Below are 21,545 nucleotides of genomic sequence, written 5' to 3' on the forward strand. Positions count from 1 at the left end.
AAGCAGAAAGCAGCGCCATGCCGATCAAAAGGCTCCCTTTGTTTCTGCCTTGCGAACCGGATTTGGAAAGGATTAATTTGAGGCTATTGTAGAGCTTCTCCCCGCCACGGCGACCGTCTCTAGGGGCTGCTTTTTAAAAATTCCGTTGGCTCTTCATGTGTGAGCCGCAAAAGCTTTGTCGCCATTTTCTGCAAGTCCTTGTCTTTAAGTGAGGCAATGAATTCCTTTTCGGCGTCTGTGAGTTTCCTCAAGAGTGGTTTTTTCTTTCTTTTCGGAGCCTTTTTGGGTTTTATTTTTTGCAGCCTTTTGTAATTGGCGTCCAGGATCGCGGAAACCTCTTCGATTTCGCCGACGCGAACGCGAATCTCTGCGACGACGCGACGCCCCCACCGTTCGTTGATGCGTCGCACAAGGGCTTCCTTGTTCAGTTCCAAGTGGTGTTTCCAAACACTGTCCCGTGCCACGACGACGAGGCGTCCGTTTTTCAGGGATCGAGGCGCACAGTGGCGCGCCACGCTCTCCCCCACCAGGTCTTTCCATTCTCCAAGGGGCTTGGATGCAAAGGACGGCTGCTGAGCCAGCACCTCTTTGATGAACTGCCCCAGAGGAACGGCTTGAGGGTTTGACGTTCTTTTCTGTAGGTCTTTCGGCATACTTGCAATGCTCCCCTTCCTATGCTATGAGCGAGCAGCTTTTTCTGAGGGCCCCCGTAGCTCAGGAGGATAGAGCACAGGATTCCTAATCCTGGTGCCGCAGGTTCGAATCCTGCCGGGGGCACCACCGAGCCCTTTGGGCGAACGACACTCCAGTCAGGAAAGTCCCCTTGCACACGCCTCTCGAGGGTCCGCGTTTTGTCAAGCCGTGCATGGTCATCATCATCCTTTGTGGAACCGGCGCAAAGGGCGGTGTCTGAGCTCGCGGCGTGCGCTGCTCCTTCAGAAGACCTCTCCCCGTCAGTGGTCTGCAAGGCTCGCATGGTTGAGTCCTGGGCGGCATCGCTTGAGCTGGATTCCGCAAGCCTTCTTTTCGCGAGCCGTTCAGAGTCCCTTTCCATTTCAGAGAGCCATTCAGCGATGAAACCAATCCATTTCACCCAAAAGGCTGCGGTTCTTCAAGAGGCAGCCAGATGGTGAATTCCGTGTCCTGGCCCATTTGACTTTGCCCACCAATCATGCCGCCGTGGCGGGTCACCATGCTGTAGACCACAGCCAGGCCCCCATACCTGTGCCCTTCCCCACGTCTTTGGTCGAGAAGAAAGGCTAAAAGATTTTTCGAGGTTTTCTGAAGGCACGCCGCACCCGGTATCCTTGACGCGGCGCTCCGCGCCGAGCCCATGGGTGCCTTCGCGGTGCATGGATAGGGCCGCTCGGGGTGACACGGTGATGGCCCCTTCAGCTTCCGTTCCAAAAAATATCCCAGCCCAATGGCCGCACTCATTCCCAAAACGCTCAACCTCGCAAAAAGCATGATTTCTCCTTGTTGCGGGCATCAGCATAAGGATTTTCCAGGACCCCACAGACAGATCGTGGACCACGGAGGCTTGATGGGTCCCCATGCGCGTGAAGGCCAAGGCGGACGCTCTTTAAAAGAATAACCCCATGAGCGGCCTTTTTTAGGCAAAAGAATCGTTCGGAAACGGGCATGGCCTTGCGTTGAACGCGAGAGGTTACTGGCTTCAGCATTGGGTCTCTTGAACAATAGCGCCGTTCTGTTATGATTCGCCAACACAATGCGGGGAAACATTTTTACGGCGCGGCCAAAGGAGACGAAGATGCCCCAGGGCACGGTGGACCTCAAAGCGGTTATTTTCGATTTCGACGGCGTACTTGTTGATTCGGAACCCCTTCATTACCAAGCCTTTTGCGACGTTTTGACTCCCATGGGTTTGGCGCACTCCTACGACGTCTACCTCGAGCGTTACATTGGATTTGATGATCGGGATGCCCTGCGCGCCATCTTTCAGGATGCCGGTCGGCCTCTAACTCCCGAACTTTTTGAACACCTGCTGCAAGCGAAAGAAGCCGCCTTTCAAAGAATCGTCTCGCATGGTGTGGTGCCCTTTGCCGGAGCCAGGGAACTCGTCAAAGAGCTTTACGAAGCTCGCCTGCCCTTGGCCATTGCTTCGGGAGCCAAAACCACAGAGATTTGCCTTATTCTCCGCACCCTGAACCTGCTGGAGGCCTTTTCCGTCATTGTGTCGGCCGATGATGTCCAGGCGGGAAAACCGCATCCAGAAACGTACCAACGGGCCGTTGAGGCGCTTTATGCGGCCCACCCTGCCCTTGGCCACGACGCCACATCCAACGGAGCCTCCCCTCGAGGTGTTGTGGTGGTGGAGGACACGCCCGCAGGGATTCAGGCGGCTCGAGCCGCCGGCCTTTTCGTGGTGGCCGTGGCCCACACCTATCCTGCGGGCGAGCTTCATCAGGCCCAGTGGACGGTGCCTCGCCTTTCGGACCTTTCCCTGGACCGCCTTCGCCATGTTCTGAAGACCCACGCACCGTCGCCCCTTTCATGAACCGACGCATGACGCTTTTAGATGAGAGGAAAAGCCATGCTTCTCGTGCCTTCTTCGGAAATCGCTGCACGGATCGTCGCCTTTCAGCGCCTGCTGGGTTCCCAGCAGGTGGATGCCGCGCTCATTCGGCAAAACACGGATCTTTACTATTTTTCAGGAACCGTGCAAGACGCTTTCCTGATTATTCCGGCTTCGGGCCCACCCGTCTTTGCTGTGCGCCGCGATGTGCAAAGAGCCGAACAACAAACTCCTCTGAGGCCCGTGATTCCTCTGGAAAGTCTTAAACAGCTGCCTTCTCTGGTCGACGAAGCCACCGGGCGTTCATCCCCTCGCACGCTAGGCATGGAACTGGACGTGTTGCCCACCAACACGTTTTTTTTCTTTGACGAAAAACTCTTTCCCAAGGACCGCTTAGTGGACGTGAGCGGCCTTATTCGGCACACGCGGAGCCTAAAGTCATCCTGGGAACTGGACATGATGCGCGGCGCGGCGCGAATTTCCGACACTGTCGCTCGCGCCGTCCCACAGTTTCTTCGTGAAGGCGTGCGAGAATGGGACCTTTTAGCAGAACTGGAAAGAACGGCCCGCTTGGCGGGCCATTTGGGATTTTCCAGAGTGCGCGGATTCAATCTGGAAATCTTTTTTGGGCATGTCCTTTCCGGGCCGGAAGCTGCCGAAGCGCCTTACGCCGATCACCCCACGGGAGGGCCAGGAATCAGCCCGGCTTTCAGTCAAGGGTCCGGGTTTCGGACCCTACGCCGAGGAGACTTGGTTAGTGTGGACACCATGTTGAACCATAACGGCTACTTGAACGATCAGACGCGCAACTTCAGCCTTGGGCCTCCCCATGCGGTCCTGCAGGATCGTTATGCCCTATGCCGGGAACTGCACTTGTGGCTTCGGGAACATGCCGTGCCCGGAGCCGTCACGGGCGAGCTGTATGATCAGCTGCTGGACGTGGTTCGAAAAGCCGACCGGTTGGAACACTTCATGGGCCCCAATGACAGCGGTGTTTCTTTTCTTGGGCACGGGCTGGGATTGGAAGTGGACGAGTTTCCTTTTATCGCCAAGGGCCAAAAGACGGTGCTGCGCGAAGGCATGACCTTTGCCTTTGAACCCAAGTGGGTGGTTCCGGGCATCGGTGTGGCGGGCTTTGAGAACACCTACGTGGTGACGGAGCATGGAGCCGAAACCTTAAATGTCACCCCGGAGGATCTGGTCATCCTTCCCTGACCGCAAGTTCTGGCGCTTCACTGCAAGGCCAGATGGGGTGCTCGAAGCAACCGGCTGATCTGGCGCCCGTAATATTGTACCTGCTGGCGTTCTGCAGTGTATTCGAAACGTTCCACTGCCTTGTCCTCACCCTTGGAATCATCCAGGCGCCGTTCCAAAAGCCCCTTTTCCACGTAAAAGCTCAGGGCATTGCTGCACACGATCTTGGAGATGGATTCGGGCCGTTCGATGAGACCCATCTTGAAGTGTTTTTCTCCTGCGGAAAGAACCTTCTTGATGAGGTCTTTTTCCATGTAGGGTTTCTTTTGCACATAACGCAGGGAGCGCAGGACGAGCCAATAGGTTTCAAAGAAGTTGCGAATGAGGCCGTGAAAGGCCTGAACGGCCATGAGGCCGCGATGGGTGAGCATGTAGGGCTGGTTTTCAGCGGGTTCAAGGCTTCGCAGCCATCCCAGTTTCTCAAAGACGTTGAGAACGTGCTTAGCCATTTGGTGGTCCCGCAGGTCGGTATCGTAGACGAATTCGTATTTGAAAAAGTCCTTCATGAAAGCCAGATCTTCCAGAATATCCCCGAGACTGAACCGAAAGGTTTCCTGCCTCAAAATCGACGTGGACACAAAAGCGGCAGGCAGGAAAAAGTGAATGATATTGTTTTTGTAGTACTCCAAGGTCAGGCGCTTGTCGTCGTCCAAGATATAGACTTCGTCCTCCAGTTCGTCGTCTTCGTCTTTAAGCCGGTCCAGAAGTTTGCTCTTGACCAGGTCCTTGAGCGTATCTTCGATGACCAGATTGTGATGTTGAAAGCTTCGAGAAAAGCGTACGCCGTTTTCTTCCAGGTACTCAGAGAAAAGCTGTATGGTCTGGGTGAGCTGGGATCGGGCCGTGCCTTTGCGGGCTCCGGAAAGCAGTGCGGAAGAAACCAGGGCATGGGGCGTGACCAGGGAAGCTTGGTTGATGCTGGAAATGATGCGATAGGCAAAATCCCGGTACATGGCATGGCGCACCTTGGATGAAAGGCTTTTGAGGTCGTAGCGGTGGCGTTCTAAGTAGCGCTGCAGGGACATGGGTTCGGCGAATCGCACGTAGACACGGCCGTAGCGTTTTTTGAGAAACCGCCTAGCCCGCACGAGCTGCCCCAGACTCTCATCCTTTTTGACCCCTCCGGTGATCTCGTTGACATACACTTCTTCTTCCGGAATGCGGTCGTAACAAATGGACGTGGGCACAAAGACCAGGTCGTCACAAAAGCCTTCTTCCACGGCCTGAATGAGGATGGCCAAAAGACCCATTTTAGGTAGGACCATCTTGCCGGTGCGACTGCGCCCGCCTTCGATGAAGAATTCGATGTTGTGCCCGAACCTTACCATCGTCTTGACGTAGAGCGAAAAAACCTCGGAATAGAACCGAGCGCCTTTGAAGGTTCTTCGAATGAAGAAGGCGCCCCCTCGACGAAAGATGGGACCCAAGGGCCAAAAGGACAGGTTCTTGCCCGCGGCGATGAAGGGTGAATAAAGGTTGTTGCGAAAGAGGACGTACGAGAGAATGAGGTAGTCGATGTGGCTTTTGTGACAGGGCACGTACACCAGCGTGTTGTGCCGGGCGGCCTTGCGCACTCGGTGCAGGCTCTCCATGTCCACGTCAATGCCGTCAAAGAGGTTGTTCCACATCCAGGTGAGGATCTTTTCGCCCAGCTGAATCAAGGTGTAGCTGTAATCGGCGGCGATTTCTTCTAAGTATGCGTCAGCTTCTTTGCGAATCTTCCAAAGGGGTTGGCCCGAGGCCTTGGCGCGGCGTTTCATGAAGGATTCCAGCCGGGGGTGGTGCAAGATGATGTCTTTGATTTCCAGCTTGCTCTTGATTTGCGGACCCACCACGGCCCGTCGAATCTCGTTGCCAGACTCGATGAGCGTTCGCCGCAGTTCAAACACTTGCTTGCGCCGTTCCCAGGGATCCTTGGACAGTTCGGCTTGCACATGGAACAGATCCAGGGGTTCGCCCACTTCCATGGTCGCGTAGGAATAGTTGCGAATAAAGGAGACGAGCTTTCTCACAAGGCCAGGGTTTTCCAGATTGCCAAAGACGATGTCCCAGAACCCGCTCCGCTCCTTGCGAGGAGCTCGGCTGTAGAGCAGCACCAGAGGCACCACGTAAATGGGGCGGGACATTTCTTGCTGTAGGGTCAGCAAGTGATCCAGCGGGTCGTGCTGTACCATGACGGTGCGTTGGTAGTAACCTTTTTTCCCCAGAAGAAAGAGTAGTCCGGATCGGCCCTCTTGCACCATGGTGCGGTAATAGCCGTGTTCGTAGGGATTCGGCATGCCGTCTCGGCTCAGATGTCTCAGAAGGTTGCGAAGGACGACGGTGGCGGCATAGGTTCTGGGTTGCCAAAAATGGGGCCTTAGATCGAAAAGAAATTGAGGCGTCGGCAGGCCCAACTGGTGCAACCGAAGGCTCACGTAGACAAAATCCAGTTGGGATCGATGCCGCAGAGCGTAGATGATGACGCCTTTTGGGGCGAGGCTTTCCAGAAGTTTTTGTTGGTCTTCGGGAATGGAGGTCTTGGCGATGAGTTTTTCAAAGATGGGGCTTAAGAGGAACCGAGGCTTGCCCGGCACCGAAAAGCCAAAGGGGTCATCCGCGAGGCGCGGTGTTTCTTGTCCTTTGTTGCCAAACAAACGGTTCTTGACGGACTGAAACCAGGAGCTCATCATGCAATCCTTCCTTGCGGAAAAAATGTGGCGATCTGTGTGTTGAGGGCGCAGTAAGTTACCAAAAACCGCTCGTTTTAGAAAAAGGTTTTTCCCGAGCCATGCAAGGGAGAGTCTTCCGTGCTCAGTGAACTCTTGGTGCACAACTTTGCTATCATTTCTCGCCTTCATGTGGCCTTTGAGCCCGGCTTCACCGTGATCACCGGCGAAACGGGGGCCGGCAAGTCCATTCTGGTGGGTGCCGTGAACCTACTTTTGGGCGGTCGCGCGTCCCAGGAAATGATTCGCACGGGTGCCGACGAAGCCACCGTGGAAGCCCTCTTTACCTTTGAAAGCCCGGACGTTTTGGCGTCACGCCTCAGGGGGCTGGATGCGGAACCTTCCACAGAACTGATCATCAAGCGCACGGTGAGTCGCTCTGGAAGAAACCGGGTCTTCATCAACGGGCGTCTGGCCACTCTTGCCCAGCTGCAGGCGCTGGCGACGGGGCTTATATCCATTTCAGGCCAGCATGAGCACCAGATTCTTTTGAATCCGGAAATTCATCTGGATCTACTTGATCAATACGGAAACCTGGGTGCCACCGTGGCGGAAGTGGGCAAGGCCTACGCCGAATGGACTCAGCGCCTGGATGCGCTCAAGCGGCTACAGCGCATGAAGGCGCAACGGCAAGAGCAGATGGATTTCCTTCGCTTTCAGCTTCAGGAATTGGAAGCCGCTCGGCTTGTTCCTCACGAAGATGAAGAACTGCAAGCAGAGCGCAAGCGGCTGCAGCACGCGGCCACGCTCCATGACGCAGCCGAAACCGCGCACCGGCTTCTTTATCGAGATCACGGTTCGGTTTTGGAAAAGCTCGGGGAAATCGCCAAACATCTGGAAACCATCGCCCACATCGATCCGGCGCAAAAGCCGGCGCTGGAGCACGTGGAACAAGCGCGAATTCACGCGGAAGAACTAAGTTTTCTGGTGCAACAGTACGCGGGAAGCATTCGCTTCGATCCGGCGCGGCTTGCGGAAGTGGAAGATCGTTTAGCGGTCTTGGGGCGTTTGGCCAAAAAGTACGGGCCCACCGTGGCGGACATGATTCAAAAACGGGACGAGCTACGTAAGGCCTTGGGACAAGATGCCGATGTGGCTTGGGAGGAATCGGCGCTGCGCAAAGAAGCGGCTGAGGCCGAGGGGCGGCTGCGCGCACTGGCCGAAGACCTTTCCCGAAAACGACAGGCGGTGGCCGAAAAACTTCGAGGCGACGTTCAGGACGTTTTGGCCCGCCTCGATCTTCCCGAGGCGCGATTTGATGTGGCCTTTTGCGCGCCGAGCAAAGACGACGCGAACGACTTTGCTGGCCGGGTGACCGCTAAGGGAATCGATCGCGTCGAGTTCCTGCTGTCCGCCAACCCTGGCGAAGACCTCAAAGCCTTGGCCAAAGTGGCTTCCGGAGGGGAACTGTCCCGCATCCTGCTTGCGCTCAAAACCCTTCTCAGTCGTCAGAGCGAAGCAGAAACCTTGATCTTTGACGAAGTGGACACGGGCATCGGAGGACGCACGGCGGAACTTGTCGGCCGCCAGCTCCAGCGCCTCTCGGAACGCTTTCAGGTGCTATGCATCACCCATCTTCCCCAGATCGCCTGTTTCGGCACCCATCATTACCGCGTGCTTAAACAAACCACGGGCCAAACCACCCAGACCGCTATGGCCCGCCTTAGCCCTCAGGAACGCGTCAAGGAACTGGCCCGCATGCTGGGTGGGGTGAGCATCACCGAGAAAACCCTGGCCCACGCCCGCGAATGGCTGGAACGAGCGCACCACTCAAGCCTTTGAAAAGGCAATCCCTTTGACACACCCTGCCTTTTTTTTTAAAGTTCCCAATTCCACCGGCCGATACTGTCGACAGGCGTTGGGGTCACATCTTGATCTCTGCGGTTTAATTGATGAAACGAGATTGTGAGGCGACCGGGTATGGCCTTGAACGCTGAGTCAGAAAACATGGACACAAAGGGGGGGCAGCGCTGGATTTTGTGGACGGCTTTGGCGGTCCTGTGGATCTATATCACCTACGCGGCGACCATTTACCTGGAACTTCGAGATCAGATTTTAGTGGGCTGGGGCTTTTTTGCTGTCTTGTGGGGTTGTGTTCGCCGAGGAACACGCCATGTTCCGCTGCGGGTGTTTATTCTGCTTTTGGGAGCTTTTCTTTCTCTACGATACTGGATGTTTCGAACCTTTGAGACGCTAAGCTACACGGGGCCTTGGGACTGCGTGGGAATGCTGCTCCTCTACGGCGCCGAATCCTATGGTATCGGCATCCATTTCTTGGGGCTTTTCGTGAACATTTGGCCACTGGAAAGAAAGGATGAACCGACCCTTCCCGACGATCCGACCCGTTATCCCAGCGTGGACATTCTCATCCCCACCTACAATGAGCCGGAAGAAATCGTGCGGACGACGGCGGTGGCCTGCACGCTTTTGGATTACCCTCAAGACAAATTGAACATCTACATTTTGGACGATGGTGGCACGGTGGCTCAAAGAAACCACCCGGACCCGGAAAAAGCCCGGGCCGCACAAATCCGCCACGAGCGCCTTCAGAGGCTGGCTCAGGAAATCGGCGTGCACTACATGACCCGGGAAGAAAACGAGCACGCCAAGGCCGGCAACATCAATTATGCGCTGCAATGCTTGTGTTCTGCCGATGCCGAAAAGATGGACATTCAAAACTATACATGCGTCAATGTGGGCATTCAGCAAACCTGCAGCGACCTCATTCTCATTCTGGACTGCGACCACGTGCCCACACGCGATTTTCTCACGAGAACAGTCCCCTACTTCTTGCGCGATGAAAAGCTTTTTCTGGTTCAGACGCCCCATTTTTTCATCAACCCCACCCCCGTGGAAAAGAACCTGGGCATTCACGGCATCTTGCCCGGTGAAAACGAAATGTTTTACCGGCGCGTTCACCTGGGCCTGGATTTCTGGAATGCGTCGTTTTTTTGCGGTTCCGCGGCGCTCATGCGCCGTTCATGCCTGGCCGAAGTGGGCGGCATTCAAGGGGAAACCATTACGGAAGACGCGGAAACGGCCTTGGAACTGCACCGGCGAGGGTATCACAGTGTTTATGTGCGTCGGCCCATGGTCTGCGGGTTGTCCCCAGAAACCTTTGACGCCTTCATCTTGCAGCGCTCTCGATGGGCTCAGGGCATGGTTCAGATCTTTTTGCTCAAGAACCCACTGTTGGCCAGAGGCTTAAGCCTCACGCAGAAACTTTGCTACCTCAATTCCTGTTTCTTTTGGTTTTTCGGCCTGGCTCGCATTGTCTTTTTCCTGGCGCCTTTGGCGTATCTGTTTTTCGGGCTTCGAGTCTACAACGCGTCGGTGATTCAGGTGATGGCCTATGCCCTGCCACATCTTTTCGCATCCACCCTCACGGCTCATTACCTTTACGGCGATGTGCGCCACACGCTGTTTTCCGAATTCTTTGAAACCGTTCAGAGCATCTATCTTTTACCGGCGATTCTTGCCACTTTTAAGAATCCGCGCTCGCCTCGATTTAAGGTCACGCCCAAGGGAGGGCACCTGAGGGCCGATGCCCCCAATCCCCTAGGCTATCCGTTCTGCGTCATGCTGCTGCTGATTCTTCTGGGCCTGGTGGCGGGTGTTAACCGCTGGATGACTCTTCCGCTGGAACGGGACGTGGTCATCATTTGTCTTTTTTGGAATTTGTATAATCTCGGCATCATTGTGCTGTGCCTGGGTGCTGCTTGGGAACTGCATCAGTGGCGGCGTCATCATCGAGTGGTCACCGATGAACCGGCCGAGCTCATATCCGAAACCGGCCGAAGCGTTCCCGTGCGCATAAGGGATTTGTCGTTGGGAGGGGTCCGCCTGGGCGTGGCCGGCGGTAGCGCATCTACCTTAAGACTCGGGGAGACGCTCACCTTGCGTGCACGGGACAGTTCCCAAAAGGAATACCGCCTGGCCCTGCGCATTGTGCGCCTTGATCCGTGTCACATGATGAACCAAGAAGAATGCACGGTAGGTTGTCAATGGGTAGGCGACGGCCTTCAGGCTTTTGCAGACCGCGTGGGTTTCATTTACGGGGACAGCGAACGATGGCAGCGTTTTTGGGAATCCACTTCGCGCCGTCGTGTGCCCTTGGGGCGTGGGTACGTCCTTTTATTAAGAGCGGGGATAGGGCAGGCGTTTCAAAGAATTGCGGGGACATGCATACTGTTGGGGTTCTTTAGTCGGAGGATGGCGGAGTTCATATGGACGCGAGGATTCAAGAGACAGCCAAAGGCTTCCTGAGGCGGGCCACCTGGGTTTTGGCCCTGGCCCTATTTTGCCCGTTTATGACACAAACGGCGTGGGCCGTCGCAGAACCCGAGCCCATGCGGTTTCGTGTTCCGCTGCCGCAACTGGTTCCCGTATCCGTGCACAAGCTGCAGGGGGCTTACAGCGGGTTTGATGTGAGCTTGCCCGTTCCCGAAAGGTGGCGCGTTCACGACGCCGTGCTGACCTTTTCCTACGTCAATTCCACGGCCCTGCTTCGGCAAAATTCACGGCTCATCGTGGAACTCAACGGGCATCCTCTGGCCCAGGTTGTTTTGGAACCGCAGGCTCCCGAAGGAAAAGTTTCCGTGCGTTTGCCTCCCGATTTGCTGACCCCCGGCTACAACAATCTTTCGTTCAAAGTCACCCAGCATTATGTGCTGAACTGCGAAGACGCAACCGCTCCGGAACTCTGGACCACCCTCAAACTGGACGAAGCCTACTTGGACTGGACTGTATCCCTGAAACCCGTGCCGCTACAGTTGAGTGCACTGCCCACCGTGGTGTTTGATCCGGTCAATCCCAGGCCGGAAAGAGTTCACATTGTTGTGGCCTCTACGTCCCTGGACGACGCCCGAAGAGCCATGTTGGCCGCGTCGGGGGTCGCTCTGCGCTTTGCCTATCGGCCCGTTGAATTTTCGGTTTCCGATACTTTGAAACCCGGGTGCGACAACCTGGTGGTGGGGAGTCCTGATTTTCTTTTTCAACTCTTGGGGGCCTCGGCACCAAACCCCGAAGGGGCCTACCTGGAAGTGCGTTCCATGCCGACGTCCCCCGCCGAGACAGGGGATGTGGAACCGACGGTGGATTCCACGCATGCTTTGATTCTTGTGAGCGGCCCGGACGAGGCGGCGCTGACCAAGGCACTTCAGGCTCTTGCCTTTGTTTCTTTTCCCTTTCCGGATACGCCCATGACCGTGGTGCACGACGTGGTGCCACCGTCGGTGAGCCCATATGAGGCCAGAGGCATGCTGCAATTGGACCGCACCTACACTTTTCAGGACCTGGGTTTTTCCAGCGTGACCTTTCAGGGGTACCGGCCGGCTCCGTCCATCCTGCGGTTCCGCTTGCCGTCGGATATTCTCATCAAGCCCCATAAATACGCCGCGTTGTCCTTGCACATAGCCTATAGTGCCGGTATGCGGAAAGATTCCGTGCTGGCGCTCTTTCTCAACGGCAAGTTCTTTTCCTCCATTCCCTTGAATGAAAAGGCGGGGGCGCATTACCAGGGCTATCGTATCTCTTTTCCCACCTACCTTTTAAGGCCCGGCGAAAACGAGTTGGCTTTTCATCCCGTCCTTACCCCACTCATCACCGGCGAGTGCACCCTCATTCAGACGAATCATCTGTTGCTCACCGTCTTTGATGACTCCACATTTCATGTGCCCGGGATTTCCCACTGGGCGGAACTTCCCGATCTGGAACTCTTTTTCAAGGACGGTTTTCCCTTTGCACGGCATCCGGACGGGCGGGAAGCCGCCCTGTGGATACCTCGTGGGGATTTCGCTTCCGTGGAAGCGGCCATCAACCTGGTGGCGCTCATGAGCCAGAAAGTGGGTTACCCTCCCCTGGGCTTGCAGGTTTGGGATCGCCTGCCACAAAACCCTGCGGTGAACGTTTTGGCCGTCGCTCCATTGAACGCTCTTCCCGGGAAACTGCTCGAGTCGGCACCGTATCAATTGGTGTCGCCCGTTGGCGCCGCTTATCCGGTGCCATCTCCGCCGGCAAGCATCGCATCCCAGCAGGATGGATGGATCAATGAGCGGTTACGGCGTCTGCTGGGTCGCACCACGCCGATTCAAGAAACGTCGCAGGGGCGCTTGGCGCTCACGAAGCAAACCGGAGGTCTTTCACCTCATCGAGCCGCCTTGATGGAATACCGTTTGCCCGGCACATCCGACCGAACGCTTCTGGTGCTCACGGCCCAAGATGCATCGGTCATGGCACGGGCGGCCCGGTCTCTGTGGGAGTTTGAAACCCAGGGAGCCTGTCGAGGGGATCTGGCTCTGCTGAGCTGGGACGGCTCAAAGACCCGTGTGGATAGTCTTCGGGTCAGTACTCCATACCGGGTGGGAACCCTGACGCCGTTGACCCGATTAGACTTTTTTGTTTACAGGTACCCGTGGGCCTTCGCCTTGTCGGTCCTTGTGGCGCTGGCTCTTGTGAGTTACCTCGTGTACCTCATGCTTAAACGGATTCGCCGGAGGCGACTGAGTGCATCGTAGAATGGCTTGGCTCCTTATGCTGGCCACTCTCTGGACGGGATCGGTCCAAGAAGGGTGGGCTTTGGACCGCAAACTGTGGAATGCCTATAAGGATCGCTTTATCAGCCCGGACGGCCGAATCATAGACCGAGGCAATGGGCAGATGAGCCATTCCGAAGGGCAAGGATACGGCTTGATTCTCGCCGTTTCCGCCGATGACCGGCCGGGTTTTGAACGCATTTGGCAGTGGACTCGAGACAACCTGCAGGTGCGAGGATCGGACCGCCTTCTGGCCTGGGCTTGGGGACAGCGGCCCAACGGACAATGGGCTGTGGTGGATTTGAACAACGCCACGGACGGCGACCTGCTGGTCCTCTACGGACTTCTCAAGGCTTTTGAACGCTGGCACGACGAGCCGTACCGATCGCAGGCTTTGGAGTTGGCGCGCGACATCAAGAAGCACCTGGTGGCAAACGTGCAGAATGTTCCCGTGCTTCTCCCAGGCTACTATGGGTTTGCGGAGCCGGACGGCTTGGTGCTGAACCCCTCCTACTATGTCTACCCCGCCCTGCAAGCCCTGGCTCGATACGACAACGACCCCATCTGGAACCGTCTTCTCGAAGGCGGCATGGACCTAACGCATCGAGCGCGCCGCGGTCCCTGGAACCTGCCGCCCGACTGGATTTTGATGAATCCGGACGGGCTCGATGTATTTCAAAAACGGAGTTCTCGCTTCGGCTACGAAGCCATTCGAGTGCCCCTGTACTTGGCGTGGGCGGATCGACCGAACGCCCTGCAGCCATGGTCCATGGTCCTGGATTGGTTTGACAAGACGGGGTTTCTGCCCCTGTGGGTGAATGTGTTAGAACCTGCCGTGTCCCTTTCGCCAGCGCCTGCAGGGTTTTATGCCGTGTGGGCCGCCGCGGCTCAGAGGTTAAACCGTTTCCAAACGGCCGAAAAGCTCTGGAACCAAGCCCGTGAAAAAGTGGAACGGGAAAAGGACGACTACTACTCGGCGACCTTGTATCTTCTGAGCCACCGGGCTTTGGAGGGCCCATGAAGTGAAAAGATCCATGAGAAACCGCATGGTTTTTATCCTTTGGCGTGGAAAGGATGGGGTGGGCTCATGCCCGGGCGCTCGATGCCGCACGTGGGTTCGACGGGTCTTTGTGCCGGCGCTGATCCTCGCGTTGGGGCTTTCAGGAACATTAGAGGCTTCGGCGCAGGAATCAAACCAAGCGGCCCTGATTCACGTGGAAAAGAGCAATCAGGCGCACCTCTTGATGCCGAAACCCCTGGCCGTCCCAACGGCAGCGAACGCGACGTCGGCTGAGTCGTCGCGCTCGGCGGCGAGGGTTGAGCAGACGCCTTCAGAAACGGGACTTTTTGGATCTCCTTTGGACGTTGCCCGCCTCAAGTTGACCATTGCGTGGGGCCACTACAATCAAGGCCGGTATCAGGAAGCCGCCGCGCTGTTTAAGGCTCTGGCGCGAGAAGAAAAAGTGCCGAGTGTGGTCGAGGAATCCCGGTTGGGATTGGCCTATTGCATGATTCGATTGGATCGCCCGAGCGAAGCGGCGCACCTTTTGGAAGACATGGTCACTCAAGGCGTTCGGCTTCAAGAGACCGTACCGGCTCTGGTGGAAACCCTTTTGGCGCTGAAACGCTACGAAGAAGCCGAAAAGTATCTTCCGCTCCTTCCCTGAAATCCTGTGCCTGCGGGGAAAACTCATGAGGCGAACGTTGCTCCGTGCTGTGGCGGTGTGGTTGAGCTGGACCGGGTGCCTTTGCGCTTTCGACGTCATGGTGTCGTCCCACGATACGATTGGAACGGTCCTGGCGGCTGCTCAGGAACAGGAAGTGGCCGGCGTGCGTGATCGAGCGTCGCTGCAAATTGCCTGGTGGCATTTTCGTGAGGGGCGTTACGAAAAGGCGCTGGCTTTGTTTGAAGACGTCAGACATAGCAGTGAGACTCTGTCGCTTCGCCAGGAAGCCCAATGGGGCATGGCTCTTTGCCTGGATCGCCTGAAAAGGCGCACCGAAGCGGCAGCCCTTGTGAAAGACCTTCATGACCAAGGGTACCACACGAAGGATACGGAAAAATGGATCGCGCAATACCGTCGAGACGTTGCGCGCGTTCAAAGAAACCTTTTTCAAGAGCGAATTCGAAGGGAAGCGGCAGCGGCCCGTGACGCCGAAAGCGTAGAAGCTGTGGCCCGGTTTGTGGAAAAAAACACGAAGGCGCTGCGCCGCTGTATTGCTCCTGAGGCTTTCTTTGAGGTGGCTCAGGCCCTGCGGCGAAAGGGAGAGGTGGGTCAGGCGCGGCGGATTCAGGAAAAGCTATTGGATTGCACGACCTACCGGTATGCCCTTCGTCTGGGCGTGTACGCCGAGCTGCTGGAACTCATGCCGACGGACGACGTGCTGGCGAGGCTGCGTTGGGAAAAAGAGCGTCCAAAGGTTCCTGCTTCATACCGGGAAGGTCTTGCGGCATTGGAAACGGAAGCCTTGCGGCGTAAGCTCTTTGCCCTTACCGATGGGGCCGAGGAGACGGAATCCGTGGCGCGAGAAATTCTGCAACGAGACCCCGACGATCCCGACGCGCTGCTCAAACTGGGCTGGCATGCCTACCATGCGGGCCGATTTTCGGAAGCGGAATCGCTTTTTTCGCGACTTCACCGCCTTCACCCCGACCGGGAAGACGCCGTGCTGGGCCTTGCCCATGCGTACATGGCCCAGAAAAATTTCCATGAGGCGCACCGAGTGCTGGAGGCTTTGGCCCCACCCTTGACGAAAGAGGGGCAAAGCGCCCTGTTTCGCTTGCACATGGAAGAAGGCGCTCAGCGTCAGAGGGCCATGGACCTTGAGGGGGCGGAGGCGTCCTATCGGCGGGCGGCGGAGCTTCAAGCGGAAGACGGTGCCCCGTGGCGGGCGTTGGGTTGGGTGCTTCTGGAACAGGGGCGTTTCAGCGACGCGGCGAACGCTTTTCGAAAAGCTTTGAATGTGGCTGTGGAACCGAACGCTGCCCAAGGGCTGCTCCTTTCTCTTGAGCGTTCCGGCCGATTTGTCGAGGCCCATGATGTGACCAAAGATCTCAGCCGAAAGGAGGATGCCTTTCTTCGGCAGGTGGCCGTGGAGCATTTTCAGAGAACCGGAAAGGAGATGCAGGCGGCTTTGGCCGCTCCGCACGGAGCACAGGACGCTTCTGGGTGGAGCACGCTGGAAGCTTCCTTCATGAGTCGGTCGGGGGATGACGGCACATCTCGACTAAAAACCTTTCGACTGCCCTGGCGCGTGGCACTTCCGACGGACTCGGCGTCCCTGTGGACCTTCCAGGTGGAAGGGATTCATCTGGACACCGACGATCCCGGGCAAAAGCCCTTTGTGGGTTCTTTCGGGCTTTCCAATGGGAGGGCTTTTCAGCCGTTGCGGTGGGTCACATCCCGGTGGGTGGTGTCGCCTTCTGTGGTTTACGTGAAAGAGGGCGCCTGGAATGTTCGAGTGGAAGCGGGATTGACCCCGCTGAATGGGCCGGTGAATTCGAAGCCCACCGTGGCTCTGGAAGTGTCGCAGCCTCGATGGCGACTGGAAGCGCACCGAATATCCGTAGAAGATTCGCTTCTTTCATGGATCGGCCAGCGCGATCCCTATTCGCAGAAAACCTGGGGCCGAGTGCTTCGAACGGGTGGTTCCGTGGCCTACAGCCGGTCATGGCCTCAAGACGTCTGGTCCACCGTGCGGCTCGGGGCCGACCATTACGGGGGCAAGGGCGTGTGGCAGAACTTTGCCGTCACGGGTGATGCGAGCATGGGGCGAAATTTTTCGAAAAAGGCCGGGGTCGTTTCCCTGGGCGGGTTTGTTTCGGCGGCCCGCTATGATCGCAACAGCGACTTTTACACCTTGGGCCATGGTGGCTATTTCAGCCCGTCCGTTTTCGTTATGGCGGGTCCGACCGCTCGCTTTCAAACCCATGAGGACCAACCGTGGTGGCTAAATGTTCAGGCATCGGCCGGTTATCTTTACTACAAAACCGAAAAAAGCCCCGTCTATCCTCGAAAAGATCGGCCGGAACGCTATGCCGAAGACCGATTTTCCGGGCTGGGGTATTCGGGATCCTTTAAGGTCGCACGGCTTGTGGCGCCACGGTGGGCCGTGGGCGTGCACATGGACGTGGACAAGTCTTCCGGCTACACGCGCTGGTCTGCCGGAGCCGCCCTCACATGGTTCTTTAAAGCGCACACCACTTTGGGCCGCACGACCCATCGCTATGACGCCTTCTTTCACGCCGCCGATCGTTAGGCGATAATCCAAGGGGCTTGTGGGGACCGAAGCTCTCGCGCACGAAGTCGGGGAACTTCTGCAGCTGTCCGTTTATGCGGGGCCCTGCAAGGTGTTGGCTTTCTTTCGCCGGCTGGGGTATGGAGGGGAGCATTTCACAATCCAGCGTGACGTTTTCTGTGGCGCTCCAGACACAAGGGGAAACGAAGGATTGGTGAAGGGGAGGTTTTCGTTGGGAAGGCGGCGCCGACGACGTTTTTGGGGCGCGACCCGCGCCTGGGCGCGGAACGATGCGCCGTGTGCTGCGAGGAGGAATCCATGAGACTGAAACCCATTGTTTTAACGTTGAGCCCGGATGAAGCTCAGGAAGTGATCCGCATGGACATGGATGCCGACTCGGAGGCCGCCTTGAACTTTGTGCGGACGGTCCTGGCGAAAAAGGTCAAGGAAGCGCTCAAGACCCATTGAGTGCCGGTTTTCGAGGCCGGTTACGGCCCCGGGCAAAAGGATCGATTCCACATCTAATGGTCATTGCAAGGCGGCGTGGGCAGCTGTTGCCTAAGGCCACATCTCTTTGAGGATCGACGGGAACGGGACGCATTGTCCTGGAATTGGCAGCCCCATGGAAGGCCGTGCTGTGTTTACCCTTGGTGGAGGCAAAGCTCGGTGTTGGGTTGAGGCCGTGGCGCAGCCATGAGTTGGAAACCGGGGATTGCCGGTACCGCCATGGGGGTCGGCGCCGGGTTGTGGGCGATGCTTTAAGGATCTTTTGGCCGGCAAAGAGAAACGAGCGCACGGAGTGCTGCCATGGAAGCAGCGGCTTGCGCATGCCGGAAGTAGCGTGCGACGCGGCCAAAACTCAAGGCTGGCGTCGCCGGTGTAGCGCCATTTTCGTGCGGTCTTGAAGCAGAACCGGCCGATGGTGGTGGCCGTTCCGGTGCGCCACAGGGGAACATTCACCATGAATGAAAGCGCCGTGGCGTGAGAGCCCTTCACAGCAAACAAACGACTCTCCGCGCAGCCTCCCGGTTTTCATGGGGATGCACGAAGTGAGCCGAGCCGGCTTTTTCCTTTTTCGTGCGAGGTGCCTCCGTGACGAATCAGGGCATCCAGAAGGCCAACATCTGCGGTCTCTGGCCAATGTTCAAGGAACCGAAGACGCCTGAACCGGCGCAGGCCACGTGATGCGCTATCGTGCGGAAGCCGTGCGGTATTCTGAGGTGCTTTTCCCTCGTCACGGGGTGCCCGTGGCACCCGGTGGATAAAACCCACGTTCGAGCCGCCCCCTTAGGGCGGGCAGAACAATTGTTCAATGTGTCAATGAGTTTGCGACCAGGGCTGCGTCCACTCTGCGCGGCGCGCCGAGGCGCGCCCCGCCGCGTCAACGGCCGGCTTAAGGCCGCTTCGTGGCGGGGCGTTTATGGAATGATGACATGCGCGGCGGCCCGCTTATGAAGCAGAACGCCGAGCTGTCTTGGCTCGCGCCCGAAGGGTTCAGATCCTACCGGCACGGACGAGTGAACACATCCACGACCAAAACGCCCTCTGACGGGCGGCTCGCGGCCCTACCCTCCCCCGAGCATGGTCCCCTATCTCGATTGGTGCGCGACCCACCCATGGCTTAGAGCCTCAAGGAAATGGAAAGGGAATAGAGGCACTTTCGATTAAGCATTGTGACGGATTCATTTCATCGCCTTTTTCCTTACTCTATCAGTAGGCAATGACCTGAAAGGCATCGATGTCGTGGACGTTTCTGAGTGTAATTTTCACAAGACCGTCGCTGAAAAATTCAAAATACAGCCCCTCTGGAGTATCTACAGCGACCGTCAATTTAGAGACAATCTCTTCCAGCGTGTCCCCAAAAAACTCCGCCGGAAAAATGAGTTTGTCTTCGGGGGAAAAATCATCAATCGTCATGTGACCGCTCCATCCGACGACAAAGGCGTCAACGCCCGGACCTCCATGAAGTGAGGTATCGCCGCGCGACACCAGCACATCAGTTCCCGAGGTTCCGTAAAGAACGCCACCCGATTCGGGAGCTATTTGGAAGGATTCAAAAGCCGGGAACAAGGCAAGGGTTGTCATGCATACATCGGCCAGCTCCTCTTTGATTCCGTACTCAAAACATTCATCATCATCATCTTTACACTCATCCCAGTCGAAAGTATTGATAGTGAGTGGGTCTTTTCTCATAGAGTCGATGTAGGAGACAATGGGGTCAAGTGTTTCGGCGAAAAGTGAGTCTAACATGCCTTCTGATGCATCGTCGCCAAAGACGGTTTCCACAGCCGCAGCCTGGACAACAAGACCTTGATTCGCCTCATAGATCGATTGTAGACCTGGAATAAATGCTGCCCCCGGCATGGCCAAATAATCGAGTAATGGCTGTACGTTAATCTCCGTCTGGTAAGCATTCGAGATGGCCCAGGTCGCCTCAGCAACCTTAGGTTTCGCCCAAAGCAATAGCATGGCTGCCCCAAAGCGCACTTCCTCATCGCTCAAATAGCCATCTTGGGCTGCATGAGAAAACGGACAGAATGTCATTCCGCCGAGCACGACTGAGATGGCAAAAACAGAGGCAATAATTAGTCGTGAGATCTTGTAACGTTCCATGGTCTGCTTCCTTTCGTTGAGGTGTGTTCCGATAAATACCATCGACGTGACGACATTCCGTTAAAGCGAGGAGCCTCCCGGCGCACGCATGACCGATGGTCCACGTTGAGCGCCCACCACCGGGATCGTGCGCATACCAACGCAGTTTTCGAGTCTAATATGGTTTGACAAGACGCGCAAGCCTTCCGGCGCGACAGTGGATAGATCCCTGTCGTTGATGACCAACGCGATGGAGGCCAGGAAGAGGCGCCGTGCGTGTTTCAATATGGTGCAGCGTTGCGCATAGGGGCGTTGTAGTACCAGCGCTGGAGAGCATCTTTTGAGGACAAGTGAGGATGCCATCCATCCCACGGAGTAGATAGGCGAGCAGTCTCAGAAATCGTCGCCAGAATCAGCGTGAATTCCCGATCAAAATGGCTTTAATCATCCTGTCGCCAAATTCATTCGGCCCATTGGGACTATGATGCTTCAATGGGGCCGAGGCGTTAAAGCCTCGGAAATCGGAGGAGAAAAATCGCATTGTTGGAGAAGAGTTACGGCTTCAATGGGGCCGAGGCGGTAAAGCCTCGGAAATCCTCTTTGCTATTGTTTGCGGGTTCCTCGGCTCAGTGCTGCTTCAATGGGGCCGAGGCGGTAAAGCCTCGGAAATGCGACAACACAAACGACGGAGGTGCAACCATGGCGAGCTTCAATGGGGCCGAGGCGGTAAAGCCTCGGAAATCTTTTGTTCGCCGCGTTGAGTCTATCGGTTTGACCAACCTTCAATGGGGCCGAGGCGGTAAAGCCTCGGAAATCTTCTTGCGGGCTAGTGTCATGCGGTTGCTGCAGGCGCTTCAATGGGGCCGAGGCGGTAAAGCCTCGGAAATCTTTAAGAGAGGAGTTTTACTCAAGTATACCTTTGGCGCTTCAATGGGGCCGAGGCGGTAAAGCCTCGGAAATCTTAGCTCATCCTTGCCGTCTCCTTCCAGAAGAAAAGGCTTCAATGGGGCCGAGGCGGTAAAGCCTCGGAAATCGCTTTTTGGGGGTAGAAATAGCGAAAAGCTAGGGAGCTTCAATGGGGCCGAGGCGGTAAAGCCTCGGAAATCACCACGGAAGTGGAATCGGTAGTCACAATTGATGAGCTTCAATGGGGCCGAGGCGGTAAAGCCTCGGAAATCGCTGCAGCAAGATTGTCTCTGTGTCGCCGAGGAGTCGGCTTCAATGGGGCCGAGGCGGTAAAGCCTCGGAAATCCATACTTGAATCCGCCGTCACGCAAGATTTCTTGATGCTTCAATGGGGCCGAGGCGGTAAAGCCTCGGAAATCGATTTGAATTTGGATTTGGATTTGGCTCTGTTTTGAGCTTCAATGGGGCCGAGGCGGTAAAGCCTCGGAAATCGCCGATATGGTATCGCCTCCGGTCAGTCGCTTGATGCTTCAATGGGGCCGAGGCGGTAAAGCCTCGGAAATTTCCCGACCAGTTCAGCCCGATGTTGCTTAAGGACAGCTTCAATGGGGCCGAGGCGGTAAAGCCTCGGAAATCAGGCTCAGCAAGCGGCCGAGCCTGAAGTGCCGTACGAAGCTTCAATGGGGCCGAGGCGGTAAAGCCTCGGAAATCATCAAAACCGTCATGAATGGCCTGCACGGCACGATAGCTTCAATGGGGCCGAGGCGGTAAAGCCTC

13 protein-coding genes, 1 tRNA gene and 1 CRISPR repeat array (1 of these 15 only partly in view) are annotated in these 21,545 nt (G+C 56.6%); of the genes, 10 read left to right on the top strand and 4 right to left on the bottom strand.

Annotated features, from left to right (window positions below):
* Window positions 1–119 precede the first annotated feature (119 nt).
* Entirely contained in the window at window positions 120–653 is a 534-nt protein-coding gene (locus tag EDC27_RS15015; RefSeq protein WP_123291446.1) for a DUF721 domain-containing protein, read from the bottom strand.
* 50 nt (window positions 654–703) lie between these two features.
* On the opposite strand from EDC27_RS15015, the gene EDC27_RS15020 reads away from it, so the two are divergent.
* A tRNA-Arg gene (locus EDC27_RS15020) sits at window positions 704–780 on the top strand.
* A gap of 309 nt (window positions 781–1,089) precedes the next feature.
* Here the strand turns inward: EDC27_RS15020 and EDC27_RS15025 are convergent.
* Entirely contained in the window at window positions 1,090–1,467 is a 378-nt protein-coding gene (locus EDC27_RS15025) for a hypothetical protein (RefSeq protein WP_123291447.1), read from the bottom strand.
* Window positions 1,468–1,771: 304 nt separating this feature from the next.
* Between EDC27_RS15025 and EDC27_RS15030 the strand changes: the two genes are divergently transcribed.
* Both EDC27_RS15030 and EDC27_RS15035 read left to right on the top strand, forming a co-directional pair.
* Window positions 1,772–2,518 carry an HAD family hydrolase gene (locus tag EDC27_RS15030; RefSeq protein WP_170161856.1) on the top strand — a complete coding sequence of 249 codons (747 nt, stop codon included), beginning with the start codon at window positions 1,772–1,774 and terminating at the stop codon, window positions 2,516–2,518.
* Between the two features lie 36 nt (window positions 2,519–2,554).
* Entirely contained in the window at window positions 2,555–3,751 is a 1,197-nt protein-coding gene (locus EDC27_RS15035) for a M24 family metallopeptidase (RefSeq protein ID WP_170161857.1), read from the top strand.
* 17 nt (window positions 3,752–3,768) lie between these two features.
* Here EDC27_RS15035 and EDC27_RS15040 read toward each other — a convergent pair whose 3' ends face one another.
* Window positions 3,769–6,462 carry a 1-acyl-sn-glycerol-3-phosphate acyltransferase gene (locus EDC27_RS15040; RefSeq protein WP_170161858.1) on the bottom strand — a complete coding sequence of 898 codons (2,694 nt, stop codon included), beginning with the start codon at window positions 6,460–6,462 and terminating at the stop codon, window positions 3,769–3,771.
* 117 nt (window positions 6,463–6,579) lie between these two features.
* On the opposite strand from EDC27_RS15040, the gene recN reads away from it, so the two are divergent.
* From recN to EDC27_RS16130, 7 genes are all read left to right on the top strand, one after another.
* Entirely contained in the window at window positions 6,580–8,280 is a 1,701-nt protein-coding gene (gene recN / locus EDC27_RS15045; RefSeq protein WP_123291496.1) for a DNA repair protein RecN, read from the top strand.
* Window positions 8,281–8,418: 138 nt separating this feature from the next.
* Entirely contained in the window at window positions 8,419–10,764 is a 2,346-nt protein-coding gene (locus EDC27_RS15050) for a glycosyltransferase family 2 protein (RefSeq protein ID WP_123291451.1), read from the top strand.
* Window positions 10,725–13,013, top strand: a complete 2,289-nt coding sequence (locus EDC27_RS15055) for a cellulose biosynthesis cyclic di-GMP-binding regulatory protein BcsB (protein WP_123291452.1) — start codon at window positions 10,725–10,727, stop codon at window positions 13,011–13,013. The genes EDC27_RS15050 and EDC27_RS15055 overlap by 40 nt, the downstream gene beginning before the upstream one ends.
* Entirely contained in the window at window positions 13,003–14,052 is a 1,050-nt protein-coding gene (locus EDC27_RS15060) for a glycosyl hydrolase family 8 (protein ID WP_148045791.1), read from the top strand. The genes EDC27_RS15055 and EDC27_RS15060 overlap by 11 nt, the downstream gene beginning before the upstream one ends.
* A gap of 25 nt (window positions 14,053–14,077) precedes the next feature.
* A complete protein-coding gene (locus tag EDC27_RS15065; RefSeq protein ID WP_170161859.1) occupies window positions 14,078–14,698 on the top strand; it encodes a tetratricopeptide repeat protein in 621 nt (206 codons plus the stop codon).
* 25 nt (window positions 14,699–14,723) lie between these two features.
* Window positions 14,724–17,291 (top strand): cellulose synthase subunit BcsC-related outer membrane protein, encoded by a 2,568-nt coding sequence (locus EDC27_RS15070; RefSeq protein ID WP_123291455.1) that lies wholly within the window; start codon window positions 14,724–14,726, stop codon window positions 17,289–17,291.
* Between the two features lie 297 nt (window positions 17,292–17,588).
* Entirely contained in the window at window positions 17,589–17,738 is a 150-nt protein-coding gene (locus EDC27_RS16130; RefSeq protein WP_170161860.1) for a hypothetical protein, read from the top strand.
* 1,242 nt (window positions 17,739–18,980) lie between these two features.
* Here the strand turns inward: EDC27_RS16130 and EDC27_RS15075 are convergent.
* Complete coding sequence (locus tag EDC27_RS15075) at window positions 18,981–19,883, bottom strand: hypothetical protein (protein WP_123291456.1); 903 nt, start codon at window positions 19,881–19,883, stop codon at window positions 18,981–18,983.
* A 465-nt stretch (window positions 19,884–20,348) separates the two neighbouring features.
* Window positions 20,349–21,545: direct repeats of the CRISPR family, unit length 37 nt; unit sequence GCTTCAATGGGGCCGAGGCGGTAAAGCCTCGGAAATC (it continues 5,057 nt past the right edge of the window).

It is taken from the genome of Desulfosoma caldarium (assembly GCF_003751385.1).
GTDB lineage: Bacteria > Desulfobacterota > Syntrophobacteria > Syntrophobacterales > DSM-9756 > Desulfosoma > Desulfosoma caldarium.